Source organism: Zobellella denitrificans (assembly GCF_002237365.1).
GTDB lineage: Bacteria > Pseudomonadota > Gammaproteobacteria > Enterobacterales > Aeromonadaceae > Oceanimonas > Oceanimonas denitrificans.
Genome location: NZ_NMUO01000051.1, coordinates 1 through 21,142 on the forward strand (window position 1 = coordinate 1; position 21,142 = coordinate 21,142).

General features: G+C 62.3%; 31 protein-coding genes and 1 pseudogene. 23 read left to right on the forward strand and 9 right to left on the reverse strand.

Annotated elements, in window-relative coordinates; all coding sequences use genetic code 11:
* The 6 genes and pseudogenes from CGX12_RS11740 to CGX12_RS19875 all read left to right on the forward strand — a co-directional run.
* Positions 1-319, forward strand: a pseudogene (locus CGX12_RS11740) (hypothetical protein); the annotation flags it as partial.
* Positions 316-882, forward strand: a complete 567-nt coding sequence (locus CGX12_RS11745; RefSeq protein ID WP_094040068.1) for a baseplate complex protein — start codon at positions 316-318, stop codon at positions 880-882. The pseudogene CGX12_RS11740 and the gene CGX12_RS11745, both read left to right, overlap by 4 nt.
* Positions 860-2,587: a hypothetical protein gene (locus CGX12_RS11750; RefSeq protein WP_094040069.1), complete on the forward strand. Its 1,728-nt coding sequence runs from the start codon at positions 860-862 to the stop codon at positions 2,585-2,587. Before CGX12_RS11745 ends, CGX12_RS11750 begins: the two co-directional genes overlap by 23 nt.
* Positions 2,588-3,192: 605 nt before the next feature.
* Positions 3,193-3,375, forward strand: a complete 183-nt coding sequence (locus CGX12_RS11755) for a hypothetical protein (protein ID WP_094040070.1) — start codon at positions 3,193-3,195, stop codon at positions 3,373-3,375.
* A gap of 47 nt (positions 3,376-3,422) precedes the next feature.
* The gene (locus CGX12_RS11760) at positions 3,423-3,827 is read left to right on the forward strand and encodes a hypothetical protein (RefSeq protein WP_094040071.1); all 405 of its coding nucleotides are present in this window, start codon (positions 3,423-3,425) and stop codon (positions 3,825-3,827) included.
* Positions 3,814-3,972 (forward strand): hypothetical protein, encoded by a 159-nt coding sequence (locus CGX12_RS19875; protein ID WP_176442050.1) that lies wholly within the window; start codon positions 3,814-3,816, stop codon positions 3,970-3,972. The genes CGX12_RS11760 and CGX12_RS19875 overlap by 14 nt, the downstream gene beginning before the upstream one ends.
* A gap of 23 nt (positions 3,973-3,995) precedes the next feature.
* On the opposite strand, the gene CGX12_RS11765 is transcribed toward CGX12_RS19875, so the two are convergent.
* The 4 genes from CGX12_RS11765 to CGX12_RS11780 are packed head-to-tail and all read right to left on the reverse strand — an operon-like array spanning position 3,996 to position 6,368.
* Positions 3,996-4,427, reverse strand: a complete 432-nt coding sequence (locus tag CGX12_RS11765) for a hypothetical protein (RefSeq protein ID WP_094040072.1) — start codon at positions 4,425-4,427, stop codon at positions 3,996-3,998.
* An 11-nt stretch (positions 4,428-4,438) separates the two neighbouring features.
* Positions 4,439-4,975, reverse strand: coding sequence for a hypothetical protein (locus CGX12_RS11770; protein ID WP_142995616.1), 537 nt, complete (start codon positions 4,973-4,975; stop codon positions 4,439-4,441).
* Between the two features lie 26 nt (positions 4,976-5,001).
* Complete coding sequence (locus CGX12_RS11775) at positions 5,002-5,457, reverse strand: hypothetical protein (protein ID WP_094040074.1); 456 nt, start codon at positions 5,455-5,457, stop codon at positions 5,002-5,004.
* A gap of 26 nt (positions 5,458-5,483) precedes the next feature.
* The gene (locus CGX12_RS11780) at positions 5,484-6,368 is read right to left on the reverse strand and encodes a LexA family protein (protein ID WP_254918279.1); all 885 of its coding nucleotides are present in this window, start codon (positions 6,366-6,368) and stop codon (positions 5,484-5,486) included.
* Between CGX12_RS11780 and CGX12_RS11785 the strand changes: the two genes are divergently transcribed.
* The 15 genes from CGX12_RS11785 to CGX12_RS11855 are packed head-to-tail and all read left to right on the forward strand — an operon-like array spanning position 6,367 to position 13,480.
* Entirely contained in the window at positions 6,367-6,585 is a 219-nt protein-coding gene (locus tag CGX12_RS11785; protein WP_094040076.1) for a Cro/CI family transcriptional regulator, read from the forward strand. The two genes, CGX12_RS11780 and CGX12_RS11785, sit on opposite strands and share 2 nt — an antisense overlap.
* A 38-nt stretch (positions 6,586-6,623) precedes the next feature.
* Positions 6,624-7,163: a phage regulatory CII family protein gene (locus CGX12_RS11790; protein ID WP_094040077.1), complete on the forward strand. Its 540-nt coding sequence runs from the start codon at positions 6,624-6,626 to the stop codon at positions 7,161-7,163.
* 10 nt (positions 7,164-7,173) lie between these two features.
* A complete protein-coding gene (locus CGX12_RS11795; protein ID WP_094040078.1) occupies positions 7,174-7,410 on the forward strand; it encodes a hypothetical protein in 237 nt (78 codons plus the stop codon).
* Positions 7,407-7,823, forward strand: a complete 417-nt coding sequence (locus CGX12_RS11800) for a hypothetical protein (RefSeq protein ID WP_094040079.1) — start codon at positions 7,407-7,409, stop codon at positions 7,821-7,823. Before CGX12_RS11795 ends, CGX12_RS11800 begins: the two co-directional genes overlap by 4 nt.
* Positions 7,824-7,873: 50 nt before the next feature.
* On the forward strand, positions 7,874-8,116 hold the full coding sequence (locus CGX12_RS11805; RefSeq protein WP_142995618.1) for a hypothetical protein: 243 nt from the start codon (positions 7,874-7,876) through the stop codon (positions 8,114-8,116).
* Positions 8,113-8,355, forward strand: a complete 243-nt coding sequence (locus CGX12_RS11810) for a hypothetical protein (protein WP_142995619.1) — start codon at positions 8,113-8,115, stop codon at positions 8,353-8,355. Before CGX12_RS11805 ends, CGX12_RS11810 begins: the two co-directional genes overlap by 4 nt.
* Entirely contained in the window at positions 8,348-8,614 is a 267-nt protein-coding gene (locus CGX12_RS11815) for a hypothetical protein (protein WP_094040082.1), read from the forward strand. The genes CGX12_RS11810 and CGX12_RS11815 overlap by 8 nt, the downstream gene beginning before the upstream one ends.
* The gene (locus tag CGX12_RS11820; protein WP_094040083.1) at positions 8,611-8,889 is read left to right on the forward strand and encodes a hypothetical protein; all 279 of its coding nucleotides are present in this window, start codon (positions 8,611-8,613) and stop codon (positions 8,887-8,889) included. The genes CGX12_RS11815 and CGX12_RS11820 overlap by 4 nt, the downstream gene beginning before the upstream one ends.
* On the forward strand, positions 8,886-11,123 hold the full coding sequence (locus CGX12_RS11825) for a replication endonuclease (protein WP_254918280.1): 2,238 nt from the start codon (positions 8,886-8,888) through the stop codon (positions 11,121-11,123). Before CGX12_RS11820 ends, CGX12_RS11825 begins: the two co-directional genes overlap by 4 nt.
* Entirely contained in the window at positions 11,120-11,356 is a 237-nt protein-coding gene (locus tag CGX12_RS11830) for a hypothetical protein (protein ID WP_094040084.1), read from the forward strand. The genes CGX12_RS11825 and CGX12_RS11830 overlap by 4 nt, the downstream gene beginning before the upstream one ends.
* Positions 11,357-11,358: 2 nt before the next feature.
* Positions 11,359-12,333 carry a phosphoadenosine phosphosulfate reductase domain-containing protein gene (locus CGX12_RS11835; RefSeq protein ID WP_094040085.1) on the forward strand — a complete coding sequence of 325 codons (975 nt, stop codon included), beginning with the start codon at positions 11,359-11,361 and terminating at the stop codon, positions 12,331-12,333.
* A 2-nt stretch (positions 12,334-12,335) separates the two neighbouring features.
* Positions 12,336-12,530: a hypothetical protein gene (locus CGX12_RS11840; RefSeq protein WP_094040086.1), complete on the forward strand. Its 195-nt coding sequence runs from the start codon at positions 12,336-12,338 to the stop codon at positions 12,528-12,530.
* Positions 12,527-12,910, forward strand: a complete 384-nt coding sequence (locus CGX12_RS11845; RefSeq protein ID WP_094040087.1) for a hypothetical protein — start codon at positions 12,527-12,529, stop codon at positions 12,908-12,910. Before CGX12_RS11840 ends, CGX12_RS11845 begins: the two co-directional genes overlap by 4 nt.
* Positions 12,907-13,230 carry a hypothetical protein gene (locus tag CGX12_RS11850; RefSeq protein ID WP_094040088.1) on the forward strand — a complete coding sequence of 108 codons (324 nt, stop codon included), beginning with the start codon at positions 12,907-12,909 and terminating at the stop codon, positions 13,228-13,230. The genes CGX12_RS11845 and CGX12_RS11850 overlap by 4 nt, the downstream gene beginning before the upstream one ends.
* 43 nt (positions 13,231-13,273) lie before the next feature.
* Positions 13,274-13,480, forward strand: coding sequence for a helix-turn-helix domain-containing protein (locus CGX12_RS11855; RefSeq protein ID WP_094040089.1), 207 nt, complete (start codon positions 13,274-13,276; stop codon positions 13,478-13,480).
* Here CGX12_RS11855 and CGX12_RS11860 read toward each other — a convergent pair.
* The gene (locus tag CGX12_RS11860; RefSeq protein ID WP_217898167.1) at positions 13,474-14,772 is read right to left on the reverse strand and encodes a tyrosine-type recombinase/integrase; all 1,299 of its coding nucleotides are present in this window, start codon (positions 14,770-14,772) and stop codon (positions 13,474-13,476) included. The genes CGX12_RS11855 and CGX12_RS11860 overlap by 7 nt on opposite strands.
* Positions 14,773-15,092: 320 nt before the next feature.
* On the opposite strand from CGX12_RS11860, the gene CGX12_RS11865 reads away from it, so the two are divergent.
* Positions 15,093-15,344: a YfhL family 4Fe-4S dicluster ferredoxin gene (locus tag CGX12_RS11865; protein ID WP_094040091.1), complete on the forward strand. Its 252-nt coding sequence runs from the start codon at positions 15,093-15,095 to the stop codon at positions 15,342-15,344.
* Positions 15,345-15,392: 48 nt separating this feature from the next.
* On the opposite strand, the gene CGX12_RS11870 is transcribed toward CGX12_RS11865, so the two are convergent.
* Both CGX12_RS11870 and CGX12_RS11875 read right to left on the reverse strand, forming a co-directional pair.
* A complete protein-coding gene (locus tag CGX12_RS11870; protein WP_142995620.1) occupies positions 15,393-16,571 on the reverse strand; it encodes an MFS transporter in 1,179 nt (392 codons plus the stop codon).
* Positions 16,572-16,699: 128 nt separating this feature from the next.
* The gene (locus tag CGX12_RS11875) at positions 16,700-17,194 is read right to left on the reverse strand and encodes an acyloxyacyl hydrolase (protein WP_094040093.1); all 495 of its coding nucleotides are present in this window, start codon (positions 17,192-17,194) and stop codon (positions 16,700-16,702) included.
* Positions 17,195-17,425: 231 nt separating this feature from the next.
* Between CGX12_RS11875 and suhB the strand changes: the two genes are divergently transcribed.
* Complete coding sequence (gene suhB / locus CGX12_RS11880) at positions 17,426-18,229, forward strand: inositol-1-monophosphatase (protein WP_094040094.1); 804 nt, start codon at positions 17,426-17,428, stop codon at positions 18,227-18,229.
* 546 nt (positions 18,230-18,775) lie between these two features.
* On the opposite strand, the gene CGX12_RS11885 is transcribed toward suhB, so the two are convergent.
* Both CGX12_RS11885 and CGX12_RS11890 read right to left on the reverse strand, forming a co-directional pair.
* Entirely contained in the window at positions 18,776-20,557 is a 1,782-nt protein-coding gene (locus tag CGX12_RS11885; RefSeq protein ID WP_094040095.1) for a DEAD/DEAH box helicase, read from the reverse strand.
* Between the two features lie 125 nt (positions 20,558-20,682).
* Positions 20,683-21,108 (reverse strand): hotdog fold thioesterase, encoded by a 426-nt coding sequence (locus CGX12_RS11890; RefSeq protein WP_094040096.1) that lies wholly within the window; start codon positions 21,106-21,108, stop codon positions 20,683-20,685.
* Positions 21,109-21,142: the final 34 nt, after the last annotated feature.

Genomic DNA, 21,142 nt, shown 5'->3' on the forward strand with positions numbered 1-21,142 from the left:
ACTGGTCGCGCAGGGACAGCAGGGCAGAGGCCTGCTCGCTGAGCGGATGGCGGTTGAAGGCGACGCCGCCAGCCCCATAAGCAAGCTGGAAGCGCTGGCCGCCAGGCGTGCGCTGTGGCTGGACGAGCAGCAGCTGGCCCTGGCGGACATCAAGGCCGGCCTCTCCGGCAGTCTGTTCCGGGTATCGGCCTCCGGTACCCCGGGTGCCATCGCCGCCGCCCTCGCCGGCGGCCTGCCCGGCTACGAGCGGGGGCATGCCGCCGCCGTGTTGCTCACCTCGGCCCAGCCGCTCACCTTTTTCGAGGAGTTACTGCCATGATTGCACTGGATGGCGAGCTGATCCGCCTCAAGTCCCCCCGCATCAGCCTGAGCATGGAATTCAAGGAGCAGGACACCTCCGGCCAGACCTCCGGCACCGACGGCGCCGAACAGGGCGAAAAGGGCAAGGAGCTGCAGGTGACCGGCCTGATCCCCTTCTCCGACCCCACCGGCCTGGCCCAACTGTTCGAGCTGGCCCAGGCCAAGGGCGACGGCAACGAGCGCAAAATCTACCGCATCGGCTGCGAGCTGGCCGAAGCGGTCAAGATCTACCAGGTCAAATTCGTCGGCCGCATCATGGCCCCGGAGCAAGAGGGACTGCTGGCCTGGCGCGTTACCTTCACCCTTCGCGAGCACCTGTCGGTGCCGGAAAAACTCGAACAGCGCCGCCCGCAGCCGGAAGCCCAGGTCACCCAGGGCACCGCCAACGCCGAGCCGGTCGCCCCGGCCGGCACAGTGGACGGCGCAGAACAGCAACAGCGGGAGCTGACCCGTACCGAAAAATTCCTGAAAAAGCTGGACGACGCCCTGGGAGGAAACAGTGAAGCTGAACAAACGGCTTAACATCAACGGCCAGCCCGTCACCCTCGCCAACGACAAGTTGATGCTGGAGCTCTCCGCCGCCGGCCGCGGCATCGTCACCGTCGCCGGTCAGGCCAAGGTGCGCGACCGGGTGCAGCTCGACATCGGTTACGGCCAGCGCATGGAGCCCTATTTCACCGGCATCGTCACCAAGGCGGTACCGGCCGAAAACGGCCATACCAAGCTGGTGATCAAGGAGTTGGCCTTCGTGCTCGGCACCCGGCTCACCATCAGCCTGCAGCACGCCACCTTTCGCCGGGTGCTGGAGTGGGTGGGGGAAGAAACCGGCCTTGCCTTCGTGCTGCCCGCCGGCGCCGACTACACCGACCGCCCAATCCCCAACTTCACCAGCGCCGGCTCCGGCGCCCAGTTGCTGCAGAACGCCGGCCGGGCCTTCAACATCCCCGACTTCTGCTGGTACCAGCAGCAGGACGGCACCCTGTACGCCGGCAGCTATCAACACTCCCGCTGGCCGTCCCGCCCGGTCACCATCGACCAGGCCGAAACCGGCGCCCAGGCCGGCGGCAACACCATCACCGTGCCCGCCTCCCCCGCCCTGCGCCCCGGCGCCCTGGTCAACGGCAACCAGATCACCCGGGTGGAATTCGACGGTACCCACATGCGCCTGCAATGGGCCGGCAGCCAGAAAACACCCCAGCAGCGGCAGATGGAGCAGCAATACCCCGAGCTGGCCGCCGGATTCCATCTGCCCCAGTTCGGCCAGGTCATCGCCGTGGCCGACCACGCCCGGGCCGGCGAACTCAACGACCCATTCCGCCCCCGCTACGCCGTGGACGTGCAGATGCTCGACGAAAACGGCCAGCCCGACCAGGCCGTGCCCGTCTATCAGGCGGTGCCGCTGCCGGTGCTGTTCGGCGGCCCCGAGCAGGGCCAATTCCAGTACCCGGTACCGGGCACCCTGGTGGAGCTGGGCTTCGCCTTTGGTCGCGCCGACCAGCCCTTTATCCGCACCGTGCTCGGCACCGGCTGGCCCCTGCCCGATATCCAGCCCGGCGAGCAGCTGCAGCAGCAGCGGGCCGAGGTATTCCAGCGCACCGATCCGGCCGGCAACCACACCCTGGCCACCGACCAGGCCATCCACCACATCGCCGCCCAGCTCACCCAGCAGGCCGACGACTACCACGGCGAGTTCGGCAGCCAGCACGCCACCGTGGCCCAGCACAGCACCGAGGCCGTGGCCGGCCGCAAGCTGATCGAGGCACTGGGTGCCATCGAGCTGCTCGCCGGCGACGATATCGAACTGGCCACCCTGGCCAACCTGCACCTGGTGGCCGCCGGCGAGCGGGTCGACGTGACCGGCGGCGACTACCAGCACGGCATCGGCGGCAACAGCACCACCACCATCCAGGGCAATCGCAGCCTCACCGTGCAGGGCAACGAACAGCGCACCACCCAGGGAAACACCACCGAACAGATCACCGGCAACAAGACCAGCACCGCCCAGGCCCAGGTGATCCAGGGCCAGAGCATCGTGCTGGGCAACGGCACCCACAACATGCTGGCCCTGATGATCAGCATGATGGCCAACGTGCAGGAGGCCCTGCAGAAGCTCGACGGCCACACCCACCCCGACCACCACCAGCCGCCCAACGTCCAGGGCCAGGTGGCCGGCCACGCCGGCAACATCGGCACCATCAAGGGCAACCTGCAAAGCTTCACCGGCTAAACACCTGTCACACCCACCCAGGCGGCCCACAGCGGCCGCCTTCTTGTATCCCCACCCCGCTGCTATATGCCAAGCTCTCCAGCTATATGCTAAGCCCAGCCGCTATATGCTAAGCCCGGCCCGCCGCCGCCACGGCAACCGCCCACGCACGCGCTCGCCCCACGAAAACCGCGCTCCTCCGCGCCCGCCTTCGCGCTTTGCGTGGTAAAAATCGGGAAATTCTGCGGGAGTGCAAACGCCACCGCCAGGCCGCGCCGTTATTGGGATCTCGGCTTGATCTGAGGATCTGCAACCAGTGAAGAGAATTGCACGAAAATGAAGGAATTAGGGGCAAGCAAGATCAGCGGCAGGATCGGCAAAGCCGCGCCGGGCCTGGGCTTCGTCTCGTTTACGTGGGGGAAGGCACCGGCAGGGTGAAAAACCGCCCAGCCCGCAAGCCGCGCCAGAACTGAACGCCGTCGGTGAGCAGATTTCAAAAAAGATCATCGGTACCGGAATAAATCAGATTGTTTGTATTGACAATCAAATCGGGAGGGATTATATTTGAATCATGAACTGACGGACAGTTCACCGCCCCGGCGGAACCGGGACAAAAGGAAAGCACCATGATTTACACCGTACTGCTCGCAGATGACACCGTCGGCACCATCCACAGCGACACCCTCGACGGACAACACGCATCCGACTTTATCGGAGAAGTGGTCAACGTCCATCTTCACGATGAAAACGGAAACAGCATCCAGAAACAGGGGCGTCTGGTAGAGGTTCTGGAAGAAAGCGAATACTGATACGGACAAGGGCGGCACTGGCCGCCCTTTTTGCATCTGGAGGGATCATGAACGAAGGCAAATTCAAAACCTATATGTACGCCGCCAAGACCATCGGCGGCGACTACGCGGCCGGCTATCAGCGCGGCCTGCGTCGCCACTTCCACGGCGAGAAGTTCGGCACCGAGGCCGAGCACCAGCAGTGGCTGGCCCTGGATGGCCACCGTCAGGAGCTGGGCGATGGCTACCGGGATGGCGTGGAAGGCGGGCCGCCGCGGGGCTTTCACGGCAACCTGGGCAACCTCAACGCCCAGGGCGAGCTGCCGGCGGACAGCCAGATGCAGATCCGGCTTAACAGCCAGGTCAAGGCGCGCTACGTCAAGAAAGCCCAGCGCGAGGGTATGAAGCTATCTGCATGGGTACTGAAAACACTGGATGCGGCCTGCCAGGATAATGACCATGAAAACCATTGAATTGCACGGCAGCGAGGCGAAGCGAATCATCATCCTCACCCGTGAGGAAGCCCTGGAGACCATCGAGTACCTAATCCGGGAGCTGGCGGAACTGCCGCCAAAATCGGAAATCGAGCTGATCACCGAGTGGGACGAGGTCGAATAAAATAACCCGCCATCCGGCGGGTTTTATACGCCAGTGGCGCCGCGCACAGCTGCGCCGATCACCTCGCCAACCAGGGACCGGATGGCATCGGCTCCGCTGCTCTTGGCCTGTGTTGCCAGTCGCTCCCCCAGGCTGCATTTGCCCTCCAGGCTGGCAGGAACGGCCCTTAGCGCCTCCAGTCCCTTGGCGGTTAGCACAACTCCGCCGGCAATGCCGAGCTGGGCGTCAATTTGGGAACACCGCAAATAACCGGCCTGGGCCAACCAGCCCAGCGAGTTATTAAAAAACTCTCCGTCCCCAGTAATCACTTCCGCGCCCAAAAAATCGTTATAAGCGAGCGCGTTCTCAATGTAGCTTGTCGCCTTAAGAGTGGCAGGGCAGGGAAACGAGGTATACAAATCCCCAAGCACCTGCGCCACTATCTGATCAAAGCGTTCAATGTTAGAGGTAGTCACTAGCAGGGCCTTTAAGACTGTATTCGCCCGGGCTTGGCGCTGAAATCAACAATTTTTTGGGCGCCCATGTCGTAAACACATTCGTAGGTGTGACGGATTTCGTTACCCAGGCCGTTGACCATTCTGATCTGATCACCGATATAGGTCATGGTGTTGGCGGCAGCGTCATGGCGGAAATGAGAAAACGTAGGCGTTAACATGCCGTCGCTCCACTTGTAGTCATACTTGGCAAGCCGCTGAATAAGAGGCTTGCAATCTATAGTTGCCTTCAAGTTGTGCTGGGTAAACAGGCATTGGGAATCGTTAAGGGAGCACTGTTCTGTAGTAGAAGGTTTCTTTTTCTGCTCGCCGCTAGTCTGGCTGTTTGATTTAGGTTCGGAAGAGTCACCAAAAAAAGAAGAGATAGCGAACAATATGATCATCAAAAAAATAACGCCAAGGCAGCCCTGCATGGCGGTTACCGTGGGGTGCTTTACTCCACAGTAAGGGCAGGTCTTGGCGCTGGTGGAAACTTCTTTTTTGCATTCTTTGCAGGGTTTTAATGCCATAGCGTTTAGCTCTATTTGCTGAATGGTTACTCGATGATGCAATCTTTTCTGAATCTGGCCATCGTCTCGTTCATGGCATTCAGATGAACTCTTGCGGAACTGCGGTACTGCTCAAATTCTTTCGAACCTTCCTTGTGTCGTTGCATCTGGTGGATGTGATAGGCCATCTGCTCAGTTCTAAAGCTAAACTCGGTCACAAAGCTGGCGTAGTTCGGCAGCCTCATGGCATCAGCGGGAGTAAGTGGGAATCGCTGCTCGAATGTCTTGATGGTGGGTGTTAGCTTGCTGCTCTTCCATTCAGCATAGTTGCCATAGCTTCCGGTCATGGCCTCCTGAAGGAGGGCGTCAAAACCTAGATCATCAATTCCGTCCTGGGCTCGCTGGGCCGCCTGGCAGTCTTCGGTATTCCTGATTTCAATGGCGAGCGCCGGGGATGCCAGTGTTAGCGCAATAAAAGCGGACGCAATGGATCTTTTTATCATTCTGCTCTCCGTGCTGTTGTTATTGGTTATCGTCGTTTTCGTCTGTACTTCCTGTGCTCGACCATGGTGCCGATGATGGCAATCGGGCACATGTCCGAGCGGATCGGGGCGTAGTCCTCGTTAAGCGGTACCAGTTCGAAATATTCCACCCCGTCCTGGTTAAAGCCGCGGGGACGGTACTTTTTGAAAGTGGCCTCCCGGCTGCCGTTCTTGGCCGCCACATAGTCGCCGGGCACCGGGTCGATGTCCGGATCGATAATCACCAGGTCGCCCTCGTCGAATACCGGTGTCATCGAGTCGCCGCTGATGCGCATGCCAAAGGCCCGCTCACCAATATCGTCATCGGCCTGCACATACTCCAGGCCGCCGTCTACCTCACGGATTTCCAGCACCTCGGTCAACTGCCCCGCCTGCACATAACTCAGCACCGGTATCTGGTGAGTGCCAAGGGTGGCAGGTTCCACATTGGAAAAGGCGCTTGGGCGCATTTTCTCGGGTAACCCGAGCTTAGCCGCCAATGAGGGACTGATATCAGCTGGGGATACAGCAAGCTCCTTACTCAAGCGTAAAAGCGCTTCCAGGCTGAGCGCGGTCTTGCCGGTCATGAACTGGCTGACAGCGCTTTGTCCAGACCACCCACAGCGAGCAGCAAGCTCCTCTTGGGTTAGCTTGACACCTTGCTCAGCCAACACCTTTTTCCGGGCATGGTAAGCCGCCTTGAGTCTGCTGGCGTCATCAAGCTGGGTCTTTGACAGTCCCTTCTTCGCCGGTGGAGTTGCGGAGCTATTCATAAGGTCATTTTTATCAGCTCTGCTAATAAAATCACAAACACCGCTAGTGATTTTTACTTGCTCTAAAAAATCACCTGAGCTAATGTTTACTGCGTATGAATCACCACGGGTGTTAATCATGAACCAAATCCCTCTCCGCAAGTACGTGAAGGGCAAGCGCCAAGGCGCCGTGGCCCGGATGATCGGGGTCTCCCAAGGGGCCTTGTCGCAGATGCTCAAAAGCGAAAGGCGCATCTACGTCAGGGTTGATGGCAGCGGAAGTGCCATTGAGGCCTTCGAGATCAAGACATTGGGCAAGAACGTGGCAGATCAAGAGCCCACCCAGCAACCAACCTAAGCCACACGCTTATTCAACCACGCCAAGGATGCCAACAAATGTATAAGCCTCATTTGGATAAATTCGGTACCGAGTACCCGCACTGGGAATCGGCCATCACCCGCTTCAAGGCCGCGCACAATCAAAGCGACGTGGCCCGCGCCATGGGCATCAAGCCCCAGCTGTGGATCAACAAGCTCTCCATCGAGCAGACCGGCGAGCCCACGGTAAAAAACGTGATAGACGCCGCCCGCGTGACCGGCGACCACACCCTGGTGCAGGGCCTGCTGCTGGAACTGGACATGAGCGGCATCCAGCTGCCCAAGTCCAGCCACGCCGCCAGCCAGACCCCGCTCACCCACCAGGCGCTGGAGATCACCGCCACCGCCGGTGAACTGGCCCGTCACGCCATCGAGGCCCAGCAGACCGGGCAGGTAAACCGCCAGGCCCGCGACCAGGCCGTCAACCGGGCCACCGCCATGATCGGCGCCCTCGCCCTCTTTGTGCACGACGTAGAATCCCGCTTTCACGCCATTCCTGGCATCACCGTAGCGCTGGACACCCTGGCCAGCTCGGTGGTGCCGGGCATTACCGGATAGGAGCCACGCCATGAACCACATCACCACCGCCCGTCTGCTGCGGGTACAGGCCCCCGTTTGCACCACGCCGCTGCGGCCCGAGGTGATCACTCATCGCCACCGCCCCGGCTTTGTCGAGCGCCAAGACGGCAGCTGGATTTGCCTGCCCGTTCAGCACAACAGAAAACGGCGCATCCACCGCCGTCGCCGGCTGTGGGACTGGCTGGCCGGCGTGCTGGGCACTACTGCCCCAGGAGGTGCCGCATGACCGCCTATCGCGCCATTACCCAGCCCGCCGGCGAGCTGGCCATTAACCACATGCGCCACCTGCTGGGCCGCTGCCGCATCGCCAGCTGGTGGAGCAGCCAGCCCCGCGCCGTGCGCGAAGGCATCTGCCGCGCCGCCGCCCTCAAGCCGGCCCTGTACTGGGACAAGCCACTGGCACAAATGACCGACGACGAGCGCGAAGCCATCCGCCGCGCCGTGGTGGCACTCAAGCAGGCCATGGCCGCCATGGCCGCCACCGACCGGGGCGAATGGCTGCATATCGCCGACTTTGCCGGCGTGGCGGATGAAGCAATCGAAGAACAGCAGGAAGAAGACAGGCGCCGGGAACTGCTGGCCCAGCAGGCGCAGCTGCTCAGGCAGCGGGCAGAAAAGGTGAAGGCCGCCCAGCGGTAACTGGAGGCGGCCTTCGGATGTGTATCCACGCCAATGAATACGAGAAAACTATGACACAGCTTAACGCAATACGCAAAGCGGCCAACGACCGCATCCACAACTTTAACCAGCTGGTGCGGGTAGGGCAGTCCCGCAGCGTCGAGTTTGCCACCGAGTGCGCCCTGGAAGTGCTGGCCGAGCTGGCCGATGAACTGGGCGCCCTGGCCATGTACCAGCAAATCACCAACCGAATGCATCAACTGGAGCAGCACCGGGTGCTGGCTCCTATCACCGCCATGGGGGTGCAGGCATGAAGCGCAGTGATATGGAGTTCTGGTTGGCCAGGCTGGCTAACGCCGCACAGCAGCAGGCGTACTTTCTGGCCTTTGCTCGCCAAGATCTGGAGCAGGCCGCCGCCCGTCGCCAACTGGGCGACCGGGAAGGGGCAGCCGCAGCCCTGAATAGCGCCGGCAACCAACGCCGCCTGGGCATCGCCTGTGCCGCTGACGTTGCCCGTATCCGCAACCTGCTGCTGGAGAATTGCCATGACTGAACGCGATCTGTTCCACGGGTTTTACCGCGCCACCCGTCTCGACATGAATCGTGCCAGCTTTGCGGATGAAGAACGCATGAGACTGGCCGCCGAAGCTGCCCGCGCTGGCTTCAGCAGCAGTCAGATCTTCAAGGCCCGCAACGCTGCTCTTTGCTCCACGCTAAACCGTATGCAGCAACACCATGAGCCCAGCAAGCACAGCGTGGCCATTCAACTGGCTGTACATACCTTTGGCCGAGTGACCAAGGGGGTGGCATGAGCGAGCGTAAGCTTAACGCCACCGACCACCTGCGCGCCCACTGGCGGCAGGCCAAGGCCGACTTTTGGCGCCACTGGCAAGAGTGCTTCGAGCTGCCCGCCGCCCGCCGGCCGGGCCGCAACAGCGCCCGCGACCGACTGATCCTCGACCTGGGCACCATCCGCAGCCTCTACTGGCAGGCCCTGGGCCTGAACGCCCTGCCCATCGCCCGCGCCATCGGCGCCTGGTGGCGCAAAACCGCCCCGGTGCACCGGCTTGGGGAGGTGGTGCTGTGACTGCCTACACCTACACCGCCGAAGAGCTGGCCGGCTTTTTCGCCCCGCCAGAAAAGCAGCAAGGCCGCCGCGTCGCCGGCCAGCCGGTCAAGCGCGAGCTGTTCCAGCAGCACCACGAACAGGAAAACCTGCGCTGGGCCGAGGATCTGCTGGCCCAGGTGGAAGACCACGCCGCCAGCGCCCTGTTCCGCGAATACCAGCGCCGTCTGGGCCGCAACCAGGCCCGCAGTGCCAACATCTGGCTGCGCAAGAGCGTCGAGCAAATTAAGGCCCACGCCGCCCGCTTCCCCCTGCCCCTGCGCATGGTGGCCAACGAACTCAGCCGGGCCAACATCGCCCGCGAGTGGGCCAACGCCGTGGCCGCCATCATCCAGGACCAAACCGCCGACTTCACCCAGGTGGTGCCCGTCCAGCAGCTGCTGGATGCCGCCCTGGAGCCGGCCCGCAAGTGGGGCATCTCCCCGCTGCTGCCGGTAATCAAGGACGAGGCCAACGACCGCCAGCTCGACATGGCCGCCAGTGCCCTCGCCCGCCTGCAGGATCCCGAGTGGTGGGAGCGGCAAATCACCAAGGCCTGGCGCCGCTACGCCGAGCACGTCGCAATCCTGGTCGGCCGGGTCCGCCGCGGCGTAAGCCCCTACGTGTCCGAGCGCGCCCTGCAGGACTACCAGGCCCGCAAGCGCGCCGGTGCCGCCTGGCTGCAAACCATGTTCGCCATCAACGAGGAGCTGGGTTATGAAGTCCCTCTCGCCGAGGCCGTGGCCGGCAGCGTCGCCAACCCGGAGATCCGCCGCCACGAACTCATGGTGCGGATGCGCGGCTTTGAAGATTTGGCAGAAGACCAGGGCTGGGTAGGCGAGTTCTACACCTGGACCGCTCCCAGCCGCTTCCACGCCTGGACCGTGGCCCGCAACAAAAAGACCGTGCAAAACCCGCGCTACGACGGCGCCAACCCCCGCCAGACCCAGCACTATCTGTGCGGCCAGTGGGCCAAGGCCCGCGCCAAGCTGGCCCGCCTGGGCGTGCGCTTTTACGGCTTTCGGGTGGTGGAGCCGCACCACGACGGCACCCCGCACTGGCACCTGCTGCTGTTCGTTCGCCCCCAGCAGCGCCGCCTGCTGCGCTGGGTGCTGCGCCGCTACGCCTGCGAGCACGACAAGACCGAGCTGGCCAACAGCTACAAGCCCCGCTTCGACTGGCGCGCCATCGACCCCGCCAAGGGCTCGGCCACCGGCTATATCGCCAAGTACATCGCCAAGAACATCGACGGCTTCAAGGTCGGCATCGACGAAGAAACCGGCACCGCCGCCAACAACACCGCCGCCAACGTCGCCGCCTGGGCCAGCTGGTGGGGCATCCGCCAGTTTCAGCAAATTGGCGGCCCCAGCGTGACAGTGTGGCGCGAGCTGCGCCGCCTGCGCGAAGCCACCGCCAACCCCGTGCTGGAAAACGCCCGCATCGCCGCCGACCGCGCCCGCTGGGCCGACTTTGTGCTGAGCATGGGCGGGCTGGAGCTGCCCAAAAGCGAGCACCTGATCAAGCTGGCCAACATCATCAAGCCGGCCGCCAGCAAGTACGGCGAAGACGTGCCCAAGCTCTTTGGCCTGCGCACCGCCGACGTGACCATCAGCGTCAACGGCATCACCACCGGGATCCTGATTGGGCAAGCCGAGGCGCAAACCCGCCACCAGGGTTGGGAATTGTCCCGCACGGGTCTTGGCGAGCGCAGCGAGCGGGGTTCAAGCGGCGGCAGCCGCGCCCCTTGGAGTTCTGACAATAACTGTACGGGGGGATCTCAAACGGCAGTGAAAGATCCCTTATCAAAGGAATTGGCCCTCCTCGGCCTGGACGAAACAGACCGCCAGCGGCTGGAAGCCGGCGCCGTCATCACCATGGACGGCCTCTTTATCAGCATCCGCAACAACACGCTGAGCGTCAGCCGGGAACGGCCCGGCCTGCACCCGGCACAGGATCCCCTGGCCGAGTGGGAAACCAGGGAATTCGACGCCATCGAGCGCGACCGCGCCGCCCGCTACCGCCGCGACGCCCAGCAACTGCTGCACCGCGGCGGCGACATCGAGCACTGGCTGGCCGCCATCCCCGCGCAGCACCAGCAACTGGCGCTCGACCAGGTCACCGAACTGGTCGAGCAAATGGAGTACGAGGCCAGTTGGCAAGAGCGTGATGCCGGCTGGGGCAACGATGAAGACGAAGGAATGGAGGCGTTTGCATGATGAACTACCAGATCACCCACCACGCCGCAGAGCGCTACCAGGAGCGCCGCTGCCGCCACCCGCTGTTTATGGTGGCCGACCTCAGCCGCGCCCGCCCGGCCACCAAGGCCCGCCTGCGCAAGGCCGGCAAATGGCCCAGCACCGGCCAGCGCCTGCTGCTCACCCCCGACGGCTTCGCCTTCGTCGCCGCCGGCCCGGTGATCGTCACCTGCTACAAGCTGAGGGAGGGCTGACCATGGCCCTAGATCACAACATCGTATCAGTATCCGGCGGCAAGGACTCCACGGCGCTCCTGCTGCTGGCCATCGAGCGCGGCGCCGAAAACATGCGGACTGTATTCGCCGACACAGGTCACGAACACCCGGAGGTATACCGCTATCTGGATTATCTGGAGGCCCGCCTGCAGCTCACCATCGAGCGCATCAAGCCGGACTTCAGCCGGCAGATTGCCCGCCAGCGTGAAGTCGTGCAGACCAAGTGGAGAGCTGAAGGGGTCAGCGAGCAGGTCATCCAGAACGCCCTAGCGGTGCTACACCCCACGGGGATCCCGTTTCTTGATCTGTGCATGTGGAAGGGAAGATTCCCTTCGATGAAGGCCCGGTTTTGCACCACAGAGTTAAAGAAAAAACCTATAGAGGAGCAGGTTCTCGCCCCGCTGTTGAACGACCCTGACACCCAGGATGTATACAGCTGGCAGGGGGTTCGTCGTGATGAAAGCCCAGATCGCGCCCTGCTGGTAGAGCAGGAGGAAATCGGTGATGGCCTATTTGCCTATCGGCCGATCCTTGACTGGGCAGCTCAGGACGTTTTTGACTTCCACCGTAAACACGGCGTGAAGTGGAATCCGCTCTACGAACAGGGTATGAGCAGGGTCGGCTGTATGCCCTGCATAAACTGCCGCAAGAATGAGCTTCAGGCCATATCCAAGCGGTACCCGGAAGAAGTGGACAGGGTGGCGGAATGGGAGCGCCTGGTCAGCCAGGCCAGTAAACGCCAAGGCAGCAGCTTTTTTGGACCGAGCAAGATGCCCGGAAGCGTCAAGGGACTGAGCCACGCTGAAGCACAGGCCCGGCTCAGCATCCACAACGTGGTGGAGTGGTCCATGACCGGCAAGGGAGGTCGCACGTTCGACCTGATCGCCATGCTCGACCCCGGCGAAGGGTGCGCTAGTGCTTATGGACTGTGTGAATCCGCAGCAGGGGGAAACTGACCATGGGCCAGACCACCCCCGAGCAAGAGGCCGCCTGGGCGGCCCAAAAAGCCGAAAGCCTGGACCGGCACAAGCGGTGCCGCCAGTGGCTCAACACCCGCGACCGCCAGCGCATCACCGCCTGGCTCAACACCCTGGAACCCGCCGAGCGCGAAAAGTGCCGGGCAACACTGAATAGAATGATGGAGAAAGAATGATGGCTAAATACAGCGGATTCACCGTAGAGCACATGCTCTGGTTTGTGGCTCAGCAAGGGCTGAAAGTGGAAGCCAAAACCGTCGAGGTCGCACCGGGGGAAACTGGCTGGAAAATCACACTGACTGGGGATGAGGTGCAGGTGTTCGATGGCACCACCCTGTTCATGGCCACCATGAGGGCCTTTAAACAGTTCTCGGATCAAGCCACTCGGGAACGCAAAGAAGCCCAGGCGGCCCTGAATAAGATCATGCGGATGGCCAGAAAGCCAAACCACCCCGACCACGAACTGTGCTCCGTCTGCTGTGGCTACGGCTGCACCGAGGCTGGCGACATTTGCGAAGGCTGTGACGGCAGCGGCAGAGGCGAGGTGGCGCAGTGACCCCCACCGAACGCAAACGCAAAAGCCGCGCCGCCGCCAGGGCGGCCGGCATCACCAAGGTTGAGGTCATGCTGGGCCCGGCAGAACTGGAGCGGCTGCAGCAGCTGTGTGAAATCCGGGGCGGCGTGCGCGGCCCCTACACCGCCGACGAGTTCATCAGCCTGCTGATCCACCGCAGCTGGCAGCATCTGCAAGGCCAGCTGGCCGAGCTGGGCGCCTGCGCCCACTGCAACAGCGCCCTGCCCCAGGGCTGCGCCGGGTTGCTCAAGGGCGACAGCCGTTGCTGGCATACCGAACAAGCAAAACAGTTAGAGTTGTGACATGTCACGCCGTGACATGTCACAAGAATAAGGAGTGACACCAATGCAGCAAACCACCACCGAGGACGCCCTGCTCACCCCGGAGCAGGTCAGCGAAATGATGGGCATCACCCCCAAGACCCTGCGACAGTGGAACCAGAGCCACCGGCACCGTCACCTGCTGGCCCCCATCCGCTTCACCCACAAGCTGGTGCGTTACGAGCGCCGCAACGTGCTGGCCTTTATCGAAAAATGCCGCAGCACCTACTGACCGCGCCGCCGCCGGACAAGCGCCACCTGGGCCAGGATGCTGGCCTCATGGGCTTCGAAGGCCTGGCGCTTCAGCGCCATTTCTTCCTGCAGTATTTCATCCGAAAAGTCGTAATGCTCGGCCATGGGGTCGGCACTCTTGTCGGAATGGTGCAGGCACAGCTGGCTGATCTCCCGGGTATCCGACCGGGAGTAGCCCCTGGCCCGCATCTGCGCGATCACGTTGCTTTTTAGAAACTTCCGGCAAAGGGTGTTGAACGCCCCCGCCCGCCCCTTTACCGTGCCGTCGTGCCGCACCCCTTTCACCGCCCCTTCCGGGCTGTAGGTTTTGATCAGCTTGTCCAGTGACCGCTTGGCAAAAGGCAGCATCGGATCGCGCGGCTGCAAAAACACATAGTCCCTGTTGCAAGCCGGCGCCGCATCCCGCCAGGCCGCCTGCTCTTCCAGGATGGTTTTCATCGCGGCGGTAACCGGCAGCCGAAACTCCTTCTGGGTCTTCATCGCCCCACGCATGCCGGTAACCCCTTCCGGGTAGGTGATTTCTCTCATATCGCCGCTGATGTATTCCCATTTCAAATTGCACACGTTAACCGGGCGAACCCCGGTCAAGATCATAAAGCGCATGGCGTTTTTCTGATGAATAGAGGTGCAGGCGGCGACGTTCATCCATAGCCTGCCGATGGACTCGATATCGGTAAATAACCGGGTGGGTGTGGGGTGCTGTACCCGGGAAGAGACATAATCATCCGGCACACTGGCCGCTATGTTATTGCCGTTGCTATACAGCGGCGACGCCCACTTCCAGACTCGCCGCAGCTCCGCGAACAGCTCCAGGGCGTGGTTGTTGCTGCGGGTGACTATCCACTCGTCCACCACCTCCACCAGGCGGGGGTAGGTCACGTCAGCGAAGGTCTCCCGCTCGCCGAACGCCTGCCGCACCAGGGCCGTGCGGCATAGGTAGGTGCGCAAGCTGTTCTCCCCCAGCTTGCCCCGTGCCACCTTCGCCGCCAGGTCGCGCTCGTAGGCCTCGATCACCGCGTGCACCGCATCGGACTTAAGCCCGCCGGCGGCCAGTTCGGCCGCCTTCTCCCGGGCAATGGCCAGGGCCAGCTCCGGCCACTCCCCCAGTTTTCGCCCCTTCAGTCCCATCGCCTTGGGGAACTCGGCGTAAAACGTCACCTTGCCGGCCTTGCTGAAATCGATGCGCAGGTAACTCTCCTTCTCGTACTTCGACCGCCGCGCCTTGCCCGACGCCGCCAGGATGATCTTGCCCGCCGCAACACAGGTCCGCATGTGCGAGCTGGTGTAGGGTGGCTTGCAGGACTCCCACCGCTTCAAAGCGGCCAGATAATCGCCATCTTGGGTGGGATCGGGTGATTGTGTTACAGTTCGCGCCATCGTGAATCCTCGCAGTCAAGCGGCATCCGCCCCAGGCTCACACATACGGCTTTTCACCAGGCCGAAATCAGCCTTGCGTTGCCGCTTTGTGTTGCTGGTCGGGGTTCGCCAAGGTTCTTTATACTGTATTAATATACAGATGGTGCGCAATAGTGCGGAAAGCGGAATCAAGGTAAACCGCTGAAAAGGCAGGAAATTAAAGGTAAGTTATTGAAATGGCGTTATTAATCAAAGATAGCTGTATCAACTGCGATATGTGCGAACCGGAGTGTCCAAATGGCGCCATTTCCTTCGGCCCGGAGATCTACGAGATAGACCCGGCCCTGTGCACCGAGTGCGTGGGCCATTACGACAAACCGACCTGCATCAGCGTCTGTCCCATCGATTGCATCATCGAGGATCCCGAGCACCGGGAAAGCGAGGAACAGCTGTGGGACAAGTTCGTGCTGCTGCACCACCAGCCCTGAGGCTGAAGACCGGGGACCAGGCAATATAACCTCCCCGGTCCCGGCACCTTATACCCCGTGTTCCGGCAGGGCTTCCCGGCTCGGCATCAGGAACCAGGCCACCAACCCGGCAAAGGCCAGCAGCAGGCCACCCAGCACCAGCTGGTTCATCTCCGGCAAGCCCCCCTGAACCAGCAGGAAGAGGCCGCCCCCCAGGTTGGAGCTGCCGCCCAGCAGGGCACCGGCGGTGCCGCTGTGCTGGGGAAAGGGCGCAACCGCCCTGGAAGTGGCCACCGGGAACAACAGACCGGCACCGGCAAAATAGACACTGCCCCCCAGCACCAGGCCGGCCACGCTCAAGGCGGGCTCGAAGGCGGACAGCAGCACCATGGCCGCTCCCAGCAACAGGCCGGTGGTGGCAATCCACTGCAGCCGGGCGAGGGACCAGCTCGCGGCTTTCCAGGATGCCAGCATGGCGCCGGCGAAATACAGCGGCAGCGGCATAATGAACAGCAGGCTGATTTCGGCGCTGCTCAGGTTGCTCTGTTTGCCGACCAGCACGCTGAACACCGCCTCATAGAGGATGACGCCGGCGAAGGTGGCGATCAGCATGCCAAGCTGACGGCGAAAGCCGGCGTCGTGCAGCACATACTGATAGGCCGGCAGCATGGGCTGGGCATGGCGCCGCGCCGGTGGCAGGGTCTCCCGGAAGAAGAACACCATCACCAGGGTGATAGCCAGCCCCAGGCCCAGCAGGAACCAGTACATGGACTGCCAGCCGAAGTACAGGTTGAGATAGCCGCCGATCAGCGGCGCCAGCAAGGGCGCCAGCATGATGCCCATGGAGACATAGCCGTTGTAGCGCACCAGATCGGTGCCCTCGAACTTGTCCCGCATCAGGCTGCGGCACAGGCTGCCCGCGGCCGCCGTGCCGGCGCCCTGGATAAAGCTGCCCAGCAAGAGCATGGGAAACACCGGCCAGGCCAGGATCAGCGCCGAACCCAGCATATAGATGGACAGCCCGGCCAGCAGGACCGGGCGTCGGCCAAAACGGTCGGACAGCGGGCCATAGATAAACTGAAATAATCCATACGGGATCAAGTAGAACGCCATCACCAGCGGCAGGCTGTCGCTCGCCACCTGCAGCTCGGCCGCCATGTCGCCCATGGCGGGAACATAGAGCGTCTGGGTCATCTGACCGGAAGCGACCATCAATACGGTGAGTAATACCAAGGACAGGCCCGACATGGCCGCGATCTCCAAAAAGTGCCCGGTCGGGCAGACTGTGACTTGGATCGCATCATAATGAATGGAGAGATTGACTGGCAATAGCGGCCTGAACGACCTTTTATAATGTCCAGGCCTAGATTTTCTAATCAGAAATTATAGCGGTAGCTGACGCCCCAGGAACTCAGGCCATCGTTCGGTTGCTTGATGCCCCCATTGGACAGGTGCCAGCCCTCCAGGGCCAGGCTGTGCTGCTCCAGCGCCACCCCGACGCCGGCCCGGCTGGAAAACTGGAACTGGCTGGACAGTTGGCGTCGACCGAGCCGGGTATCGCTGATCCAGGCCGGCCCCACCCCCAGGAACACGAAGGGACGGAACCCCTGGTCATCGCCGGACAGGTAGCGCAGGGTCGGCACCAGGCTTAGTTGCACCAGATCATCGTCGTCCAGCTCCCAGTAGCTGCTGTCGAAACCGACGCCATAGGCCAGTTGCCCCGCCCCCAGGCTGCGCCAGTTTTCCATCCATTCCACCCCCAGGGTGTAGCGATCCGCCCCGTCCCCGCTGCCTGCTCCGACCACCACCCCCACTTCCGCATAGGCCGGAACGGATAACAGCACAAAGGATAACAATATCCGTTTGTTCATGTTTGAGTCTCTTTTGTTGCCACCACTACATCAAAGATAGCTGGCTTTCCCGCCTCCGCGGGCGCCATTGGCCTCTCTTCCCATTTTTTTATCCGCTCCTGCGTATGAAGAGGCGCCTCCCAGGCGCCGGGGTTCCGCCGAGGGGCGCCATTTAGTCCTTGCCTGGCCCGGGTACGCTGGTATAATTCGCCGCTCAAATTTCGTTCTTTAACATCAAGTGGGTTCACTGATATGCATCCGATGCTGAATATTGCGGTGCGCGCTGCGCGTAACGCCGGTCAAGTTATCGTCAAAGGTTTCGCCAATCCGGACAACCTGGAAAGCCGCCAAAAAGGCCAGAACGATTTTGTTACCAATATCGATCTTGATGCGGAAAACGCCGTGGTAAACACCATCCGCAAGTCCTACCCGGAGCACACCATTATCGGTGAAGAGTGTGGCGAGCTGACCGGCAGCAATCCGGACTATCAGTGGATCATCGACCCCCTTGATGGCACCACCAACTTCATGAAAGGCATTCCCCACTTCGCGGTGTCCATCGCCCTGCGGGTAAAGGGCCGTACCGAACAGGCGGTGGTCTACGATCCCATTCGTGATGAACTCTTTACCGCCAGCCGCGGTGCCGGTGCCCAGTTGAACGGCTACCGTATCCGCACCGGCAAGGCCAAGGATCTGTCCAATACCGTGCTGGCCACCGGTTTCCCCTTCAAGCAGAAACACCAGGCCGACGCCTACCTGGCCATGTTCAAGGCCATGTTCCTGCAGTGTGCCGATATCCGCCGCGCCGGCGCCGCCAGCCTGGATCTGGCCTATGTGGCCGCCGGCCGGGTGGACGGTTACTGGGAGCTGGGCCTCAAGCCCTGGGACTCCGCCGCCGGCAGCCTGATCGCCCGGGAAGCGGGCGCCATCGTCACCGACTTCGTCGGCGGCCACAACCATGAGCGCAGCGGCAATGTGGTGTGCGCCAACCCCAAGGTGCTGAAGGCGATGCTGGCCAGTATTCGCGAGCACCTGCCGGAATCCCTGGCCAACTGATGCGCTTCGGCTGATCTCAAGCCCCGCTCCGGCGGGGCTTTTTTGTGCGCGTCGTTCGGCGTTAGGCGTGATGGAGCGACGTACCCGCTAGAGCCGAGGTATGGCACGGGCTAATGGAGCGCGGGCGGCCCGCCCGCATGGAAGTTGCACCTTTGCCGAGTGGATGCACAGGGCATTGGAGCGCGGGCGGCCCGACCGCATGGAAGTTGCACCTTTGCCGAGGGATGCACAGGGCATTGGAACGCGGGCGGCCCGCCCGCATGGGTGTTATGCCCATTGCTTGGGTGTGGTTGGTGGGCCCAAGGGTTCCCGCTACGCGGGAAAGCAGGCGAGCCGCCTGCGCTCCAGGGCGGTGTACGCCTTCAAAGCCAAGGGAACATGGGAGCAACTCGGTGGTTCGGCACTCGCCTCGAAGAGGAAAGCCCCTTTCCCCTCACGCCTCCACGCCTCCACGCCTCCACGCCTCCACGCCTCCACGCCCGTGATAAAACAAAAAAGCCCGCCGGGAATACCGGCGGGCTTTTCAGACCTGGCGCAAAACGGCGGTTAGCCGTTCAGGCGCTTGTCGTTGCGACGGGGGCGGAACTTGCCGCCGCGGTCGTCGTTGTTGCCACGGAAGCTGCGACGGGGCAGCGGGCCGCCTTCGTACTTGGCCAGGTTCAGCGGACGCTGGCAGACGCGCACCTTCTGCAGCACCTGCTGGATCTCGGCCGGGATGCCCTCGGGCAGGTCCACGGTGGAGAAGTCGTCGTGGATCTGGATCTGGCCGATGTAACGGGATTCCAGATCCGCCTCGTTGGCGATGGCGCCGACCAGGTGGCCCGGCTTGACGCCGTGCACCCGGCCCACGTCGACGCGGAAGGTTTCCATCACCACGCCGGAGACATCATCCTTGCCGCCCCGGGCGGCGCGGGGACGATCGGCACGCTCGGCACGCTCGAAGCGCTCGCGGCCACCGTCACGGCTTTCACGCACGTCGGGGCGGCGGGCCGCCATCGGCCGGTCTTCCACGAACAGCGGGCGGTCGCCTTGCAGCAGGCGGGCCAGGCCGGCCGCCAGCTGGGCGGTGTCCATGCCGTCGGCCTGCAGTTCGTCGATCATCGCCACGAAGGGGGCCAGGGCCTGCTCGTCGGCTTCCACGCTGGCACGGATGCGGGACTTGAAGCGCTCGGCACGGATCTTGTTGATGTCGTCGGCGGACGGCATCTGCATTTCTTCGATCGGCTGGCGGGTGTGGCGCTCCAGGTTGAACAGGTTGCGCTTTTCACGACCGGTCACGAACAGGATGGCGTCGCCCTCGCGACCGGCACGGCCGGTACGGCCGATGCGGTGCACATAGGACTCGTTGTCGTGGGGCATGTCGAAGTTGACCACGTGGCTGATACGCTCCACGTCCAGGCCGCGGGCGACCACATCGGTGGCCACCAGTACGTTCAGGCGACCGTTCTTCAGGCGATCGACCACCTTCTCGCGCAGCTTCTGGGGAATATCGCCGTGCAGGGCTTCGCAGGCATGGCCTTCGCGCACCATCATCTCGGCCAGATCTTCGGCATCCTTGCGGGTACGCACGAACACCAGCATGGCGTCCATCTCTTCGGTTTCCACCAGGCGGCACAGGGCCTCGTGCTTGCTCATGCCGCGCACGAACCAGTAACGCTGACGGATGCTGGCATTGGTGCGGGTCTTGTTGGCGATACGCACTTCCTGGGGATCTTTCAGGTATTTCTGGGCCACGCGCTGGATGGCCGGCGGCATGGTGGCGGAAAACAGGGCGATCTGGCGGCTCTCGGGCGTGTGCTCCAGGATCCACTCGACGTCGTCGATAAAGCCCATGCGCAGCATTTCGTCGGCTTCGTCCAGCACCAGGGCCTGCAGGTTGTCGAGCTTGAGGGTGCCGCGACGCATGTGATCCATCACCCGGCCCGGGGTACCGACGATCACGTCGACACCACGCTTGAGGGCGCGGATCTGGCTGTCGTAGGCCTGGCCACCGTAGATGGACAGGATGCGAATGTCTTTCTGGTACTTGGCGTAGTTTTCAAAGGACTCGGCCACCTGGATGGCGAGTTCACGGGTCGGCGCCAGCACCAGCACCTGGGGATAGGCGTTGCCGCCGCTGATACGGCTCAGCATCGGCAGGGCGAAGGCGGCGGTTTTGCCGGTACCGGTTTGCGCCAGACCCAGCACGTCCCGCCCGGTCAGCAGGGTGGGGATGGCGGCGGCCTGGATGGCAGAAGGCTGCTCGTAACCGGCATCGGTCAGAGCTTGAAGAACGGCAGGCGCCAGGCCGAGGTCAGCGAAAGCAGGTACAACAGAAGTATTTGTCATTTAACAGTTCCGAAATAAATAAAATGTCGGCGGACTGATACAGTAAAAGGCCAGGGACAACCCATTGCTCACCGGGGGTGAGGGCTTCCCTTCACACAGTGTGTGTCACACAAAGATTCACAAGGCTAATCTGGCCGTTTTTGTCTCAACACCGCCATGGTCAACCGGCTGGTACAAACCAGTCGATCTTTCTCATCATGGATGTCGATCTGCCAGACTTGTGTCGTCGCGCCCAAATGGAGGGGACGTGCGGTACCTATGACAAGGCCGCTTCGCTTGGCGCGGACGTGATTTGCGTTAACCTCCAGACCAACGCAATAATAACCCGCTTCAACGCACATATTGGCAGCTACTGAACCCAGGGTCTCGGCCAGCGCTACGGAAGCGCCGCCATGTAACATGCCAAGAGGCTGGTGGGTGCGATGGTCGACCGGCATACTGCCGCGCAGATAATCGTGACCCACGTCACAAAAGGTCATGCCCAACTGGGCTGCGAGCGTATTCTCTGACAGTTGGTTCAAAGAGTCCAGTGTAAATTCACGTTTCCACATAAAAGACGCAATTTGAAGTGAGGCGTTAGGCGTT

Coding starts and splice junctions, on each gene's coding strand:
- suhB (WP_094040094.1), top strand. CDS start 17,426: ATGCATCCGATGCTGAATATTGCGGTGCGCGCTGCGCGTAACGCCGGT.
- CGX12_RS11860 (WP_217898167.1), bottom strand. CDS start 14,772: ATGCGGACCTGTGTTGCGGCGGGCAAGATCATCCTGGCGGCGTCGGGC.
- CGX12_RS19875 (WP_176442050.1), top strand. CDS start 3,814: ATGAAAACCATTGAATTGCACGGCAGCGAGGCGAAGCGAATCATCATC.
- CGX12_RS11840 (WP_094040086.1), top strand. CDS start 12,336: ATGGGCCAGACCACCCCCGAGCAAGAGGCCGCCTGGGCGGCCCAAAAA.
- CGX12_RS11810 (WP_142995619.1), top strand. CDS start 8,113: ATGAAGCGCAGTGATATGGAGTTCTGGTTGGCCAGGCTGGCTAACGCC.
- CGX12_RS11805 (WP_142995618.1), top strand. CDS start 7,874: ATGACACAGCTTAACGCAATACGCAAAGCGGCCAACGACCGCATCCAC.
- CGX12_RS11830 (WP_094040084.1), top strand. CDS start 11,120: ATGATGAACTACCAGATCACCCACCACGCCGCAGAGCGCTACCAGGAG.
- CGX12_RS11795 (WP_094040078.1), top strand. CDS start 7,174: ATGAACCACATCACCACCGCCCGTCTGCTGCGGGTACAGGCCCCCGTT.
- CGX12_RS11780 (WP_254918279.1), bottom strand. CDS start 6,368: ATGATTAACACCCGTGGTGATTCATACGCAGTAAACATTAGCTCAGGT.
- CGX12_RS11745 (WP_094040068.1), top strand. CDS start 316: ATGATTGCACTGGATGGCGAGCTGATCCGCCTCAAGTCCCCCCGCATC.
- CGX12_RS11870 (WP_142995620.1), bottom strand. CDS start 16,571: ATGTCGGGCCTGTCCTTGGTATTACTCACCGTATTGATGGTCGCTTCC.
- CGX12_RS11785 (WP_094040076.1), top strand. CDS start 6,367: ATGAACCAAATCCCTCTCCGCAAGTACGTGAAGGGCAAGCGCCAAGGC.
- CGX12_RS11790 (WP_094040077.1), top strand. CDS start 6,624: ATGTATAAGCCTCATTTGGATAAATTCGGTACCGAGTACCCGCACTGG.
- CGX12_RS11885 (WP_094040095.1), bottom strand. CDS start 20,557: ATGACAAATACTTCTGTTGTACCTGCTTTCGCTGACCTCGGCCTGGCG.
- CGX12_RS11835 (WP_094040085.1), top strand. CDS start 11,359: ATGGCCCTAGATCACAACATCGTATCAGTATCCGGCGGCAAGGACTCC.
- CGX12_RS11770 (WP_142995616.1), bottom strand. CDS start 4,975: ATGGCATTAAAACCCTGCAAAGAATGCAAAAAAGAAGTTTCCACCAGC.
- CGX12_RS11755 (WP_094040070.1), top strand. CDS start 3,193: ATGATTTACACCGTACTGCTCGCAGATGACACCGTCGGCACCATCCAC.
- CGX12_RS11800 (WP_094040079.1), top strand. CDS start 7,407: ATGACCGCCTATCGCGCCATTACCCAGCCCGCCGGCGAGCTGGCCATT.
- CGX12_RS11775 (WP_094040074.1), bottom strand. CDS start 5,457: ATGATAAAAAGATCCATTGCGTCCGCTTTTATTGCGCTAACACTGGCA.
- CGX12_RS11890 (WP_094040096.1), bottom strand. CDS start 21,108: ATGTGGAAACGTGAATTTACACTGGACTCTTTGAACCAACTGTCAGAG.
- CGX12_RS11760 (WP_094040071.1), top strand. CDS start 3,423: ATGAACGAAGGCAAATTCAAAACCTATATGTACGCCGCCAAGACCATC.
- CGX12_RS11820 (WP_094040083.1), top strand. CDS start 8,611: ATGAGCGAGCGTAAGCTTAACGCCACCGACCACCTGCGCGCCCACTGG.
- CGX12_RS11815 (WP_094040082.1), top strand. CDS start 8,348: ATGACTGAACGCGATCTGTTCCACGGGTTTTACCGCGCCACCCGTCTC.
- CGX12_RS11865 (WP_094040091.1), top strand. CDS start 15,093: ATGGCGTTATTAATCAAAGATAGCTGTATCAACTGCGATATGTGCGAA.
- CGX12_RS11845 (WP_094040087.1), top strand. CDS start 12,527: ATGATGGCTAAATACAGCGGATTCACCGTAGAGCACATGCTCTGGTTT.
- CGX12_RS11875 (WP_094040093.1), bottom strand. CDS start 17,194: ATGAACAAACGGATATTGTTATCCTTTGTGCTGTTATCCGTTCCGGCC.
- CGX12_RS11855 (WP_094040089.1), top strand. CDS start 13,274: ATGCAGCAAACCACCACCGAGGACGCCCTGCTCACCCCGGAGCAGGTC.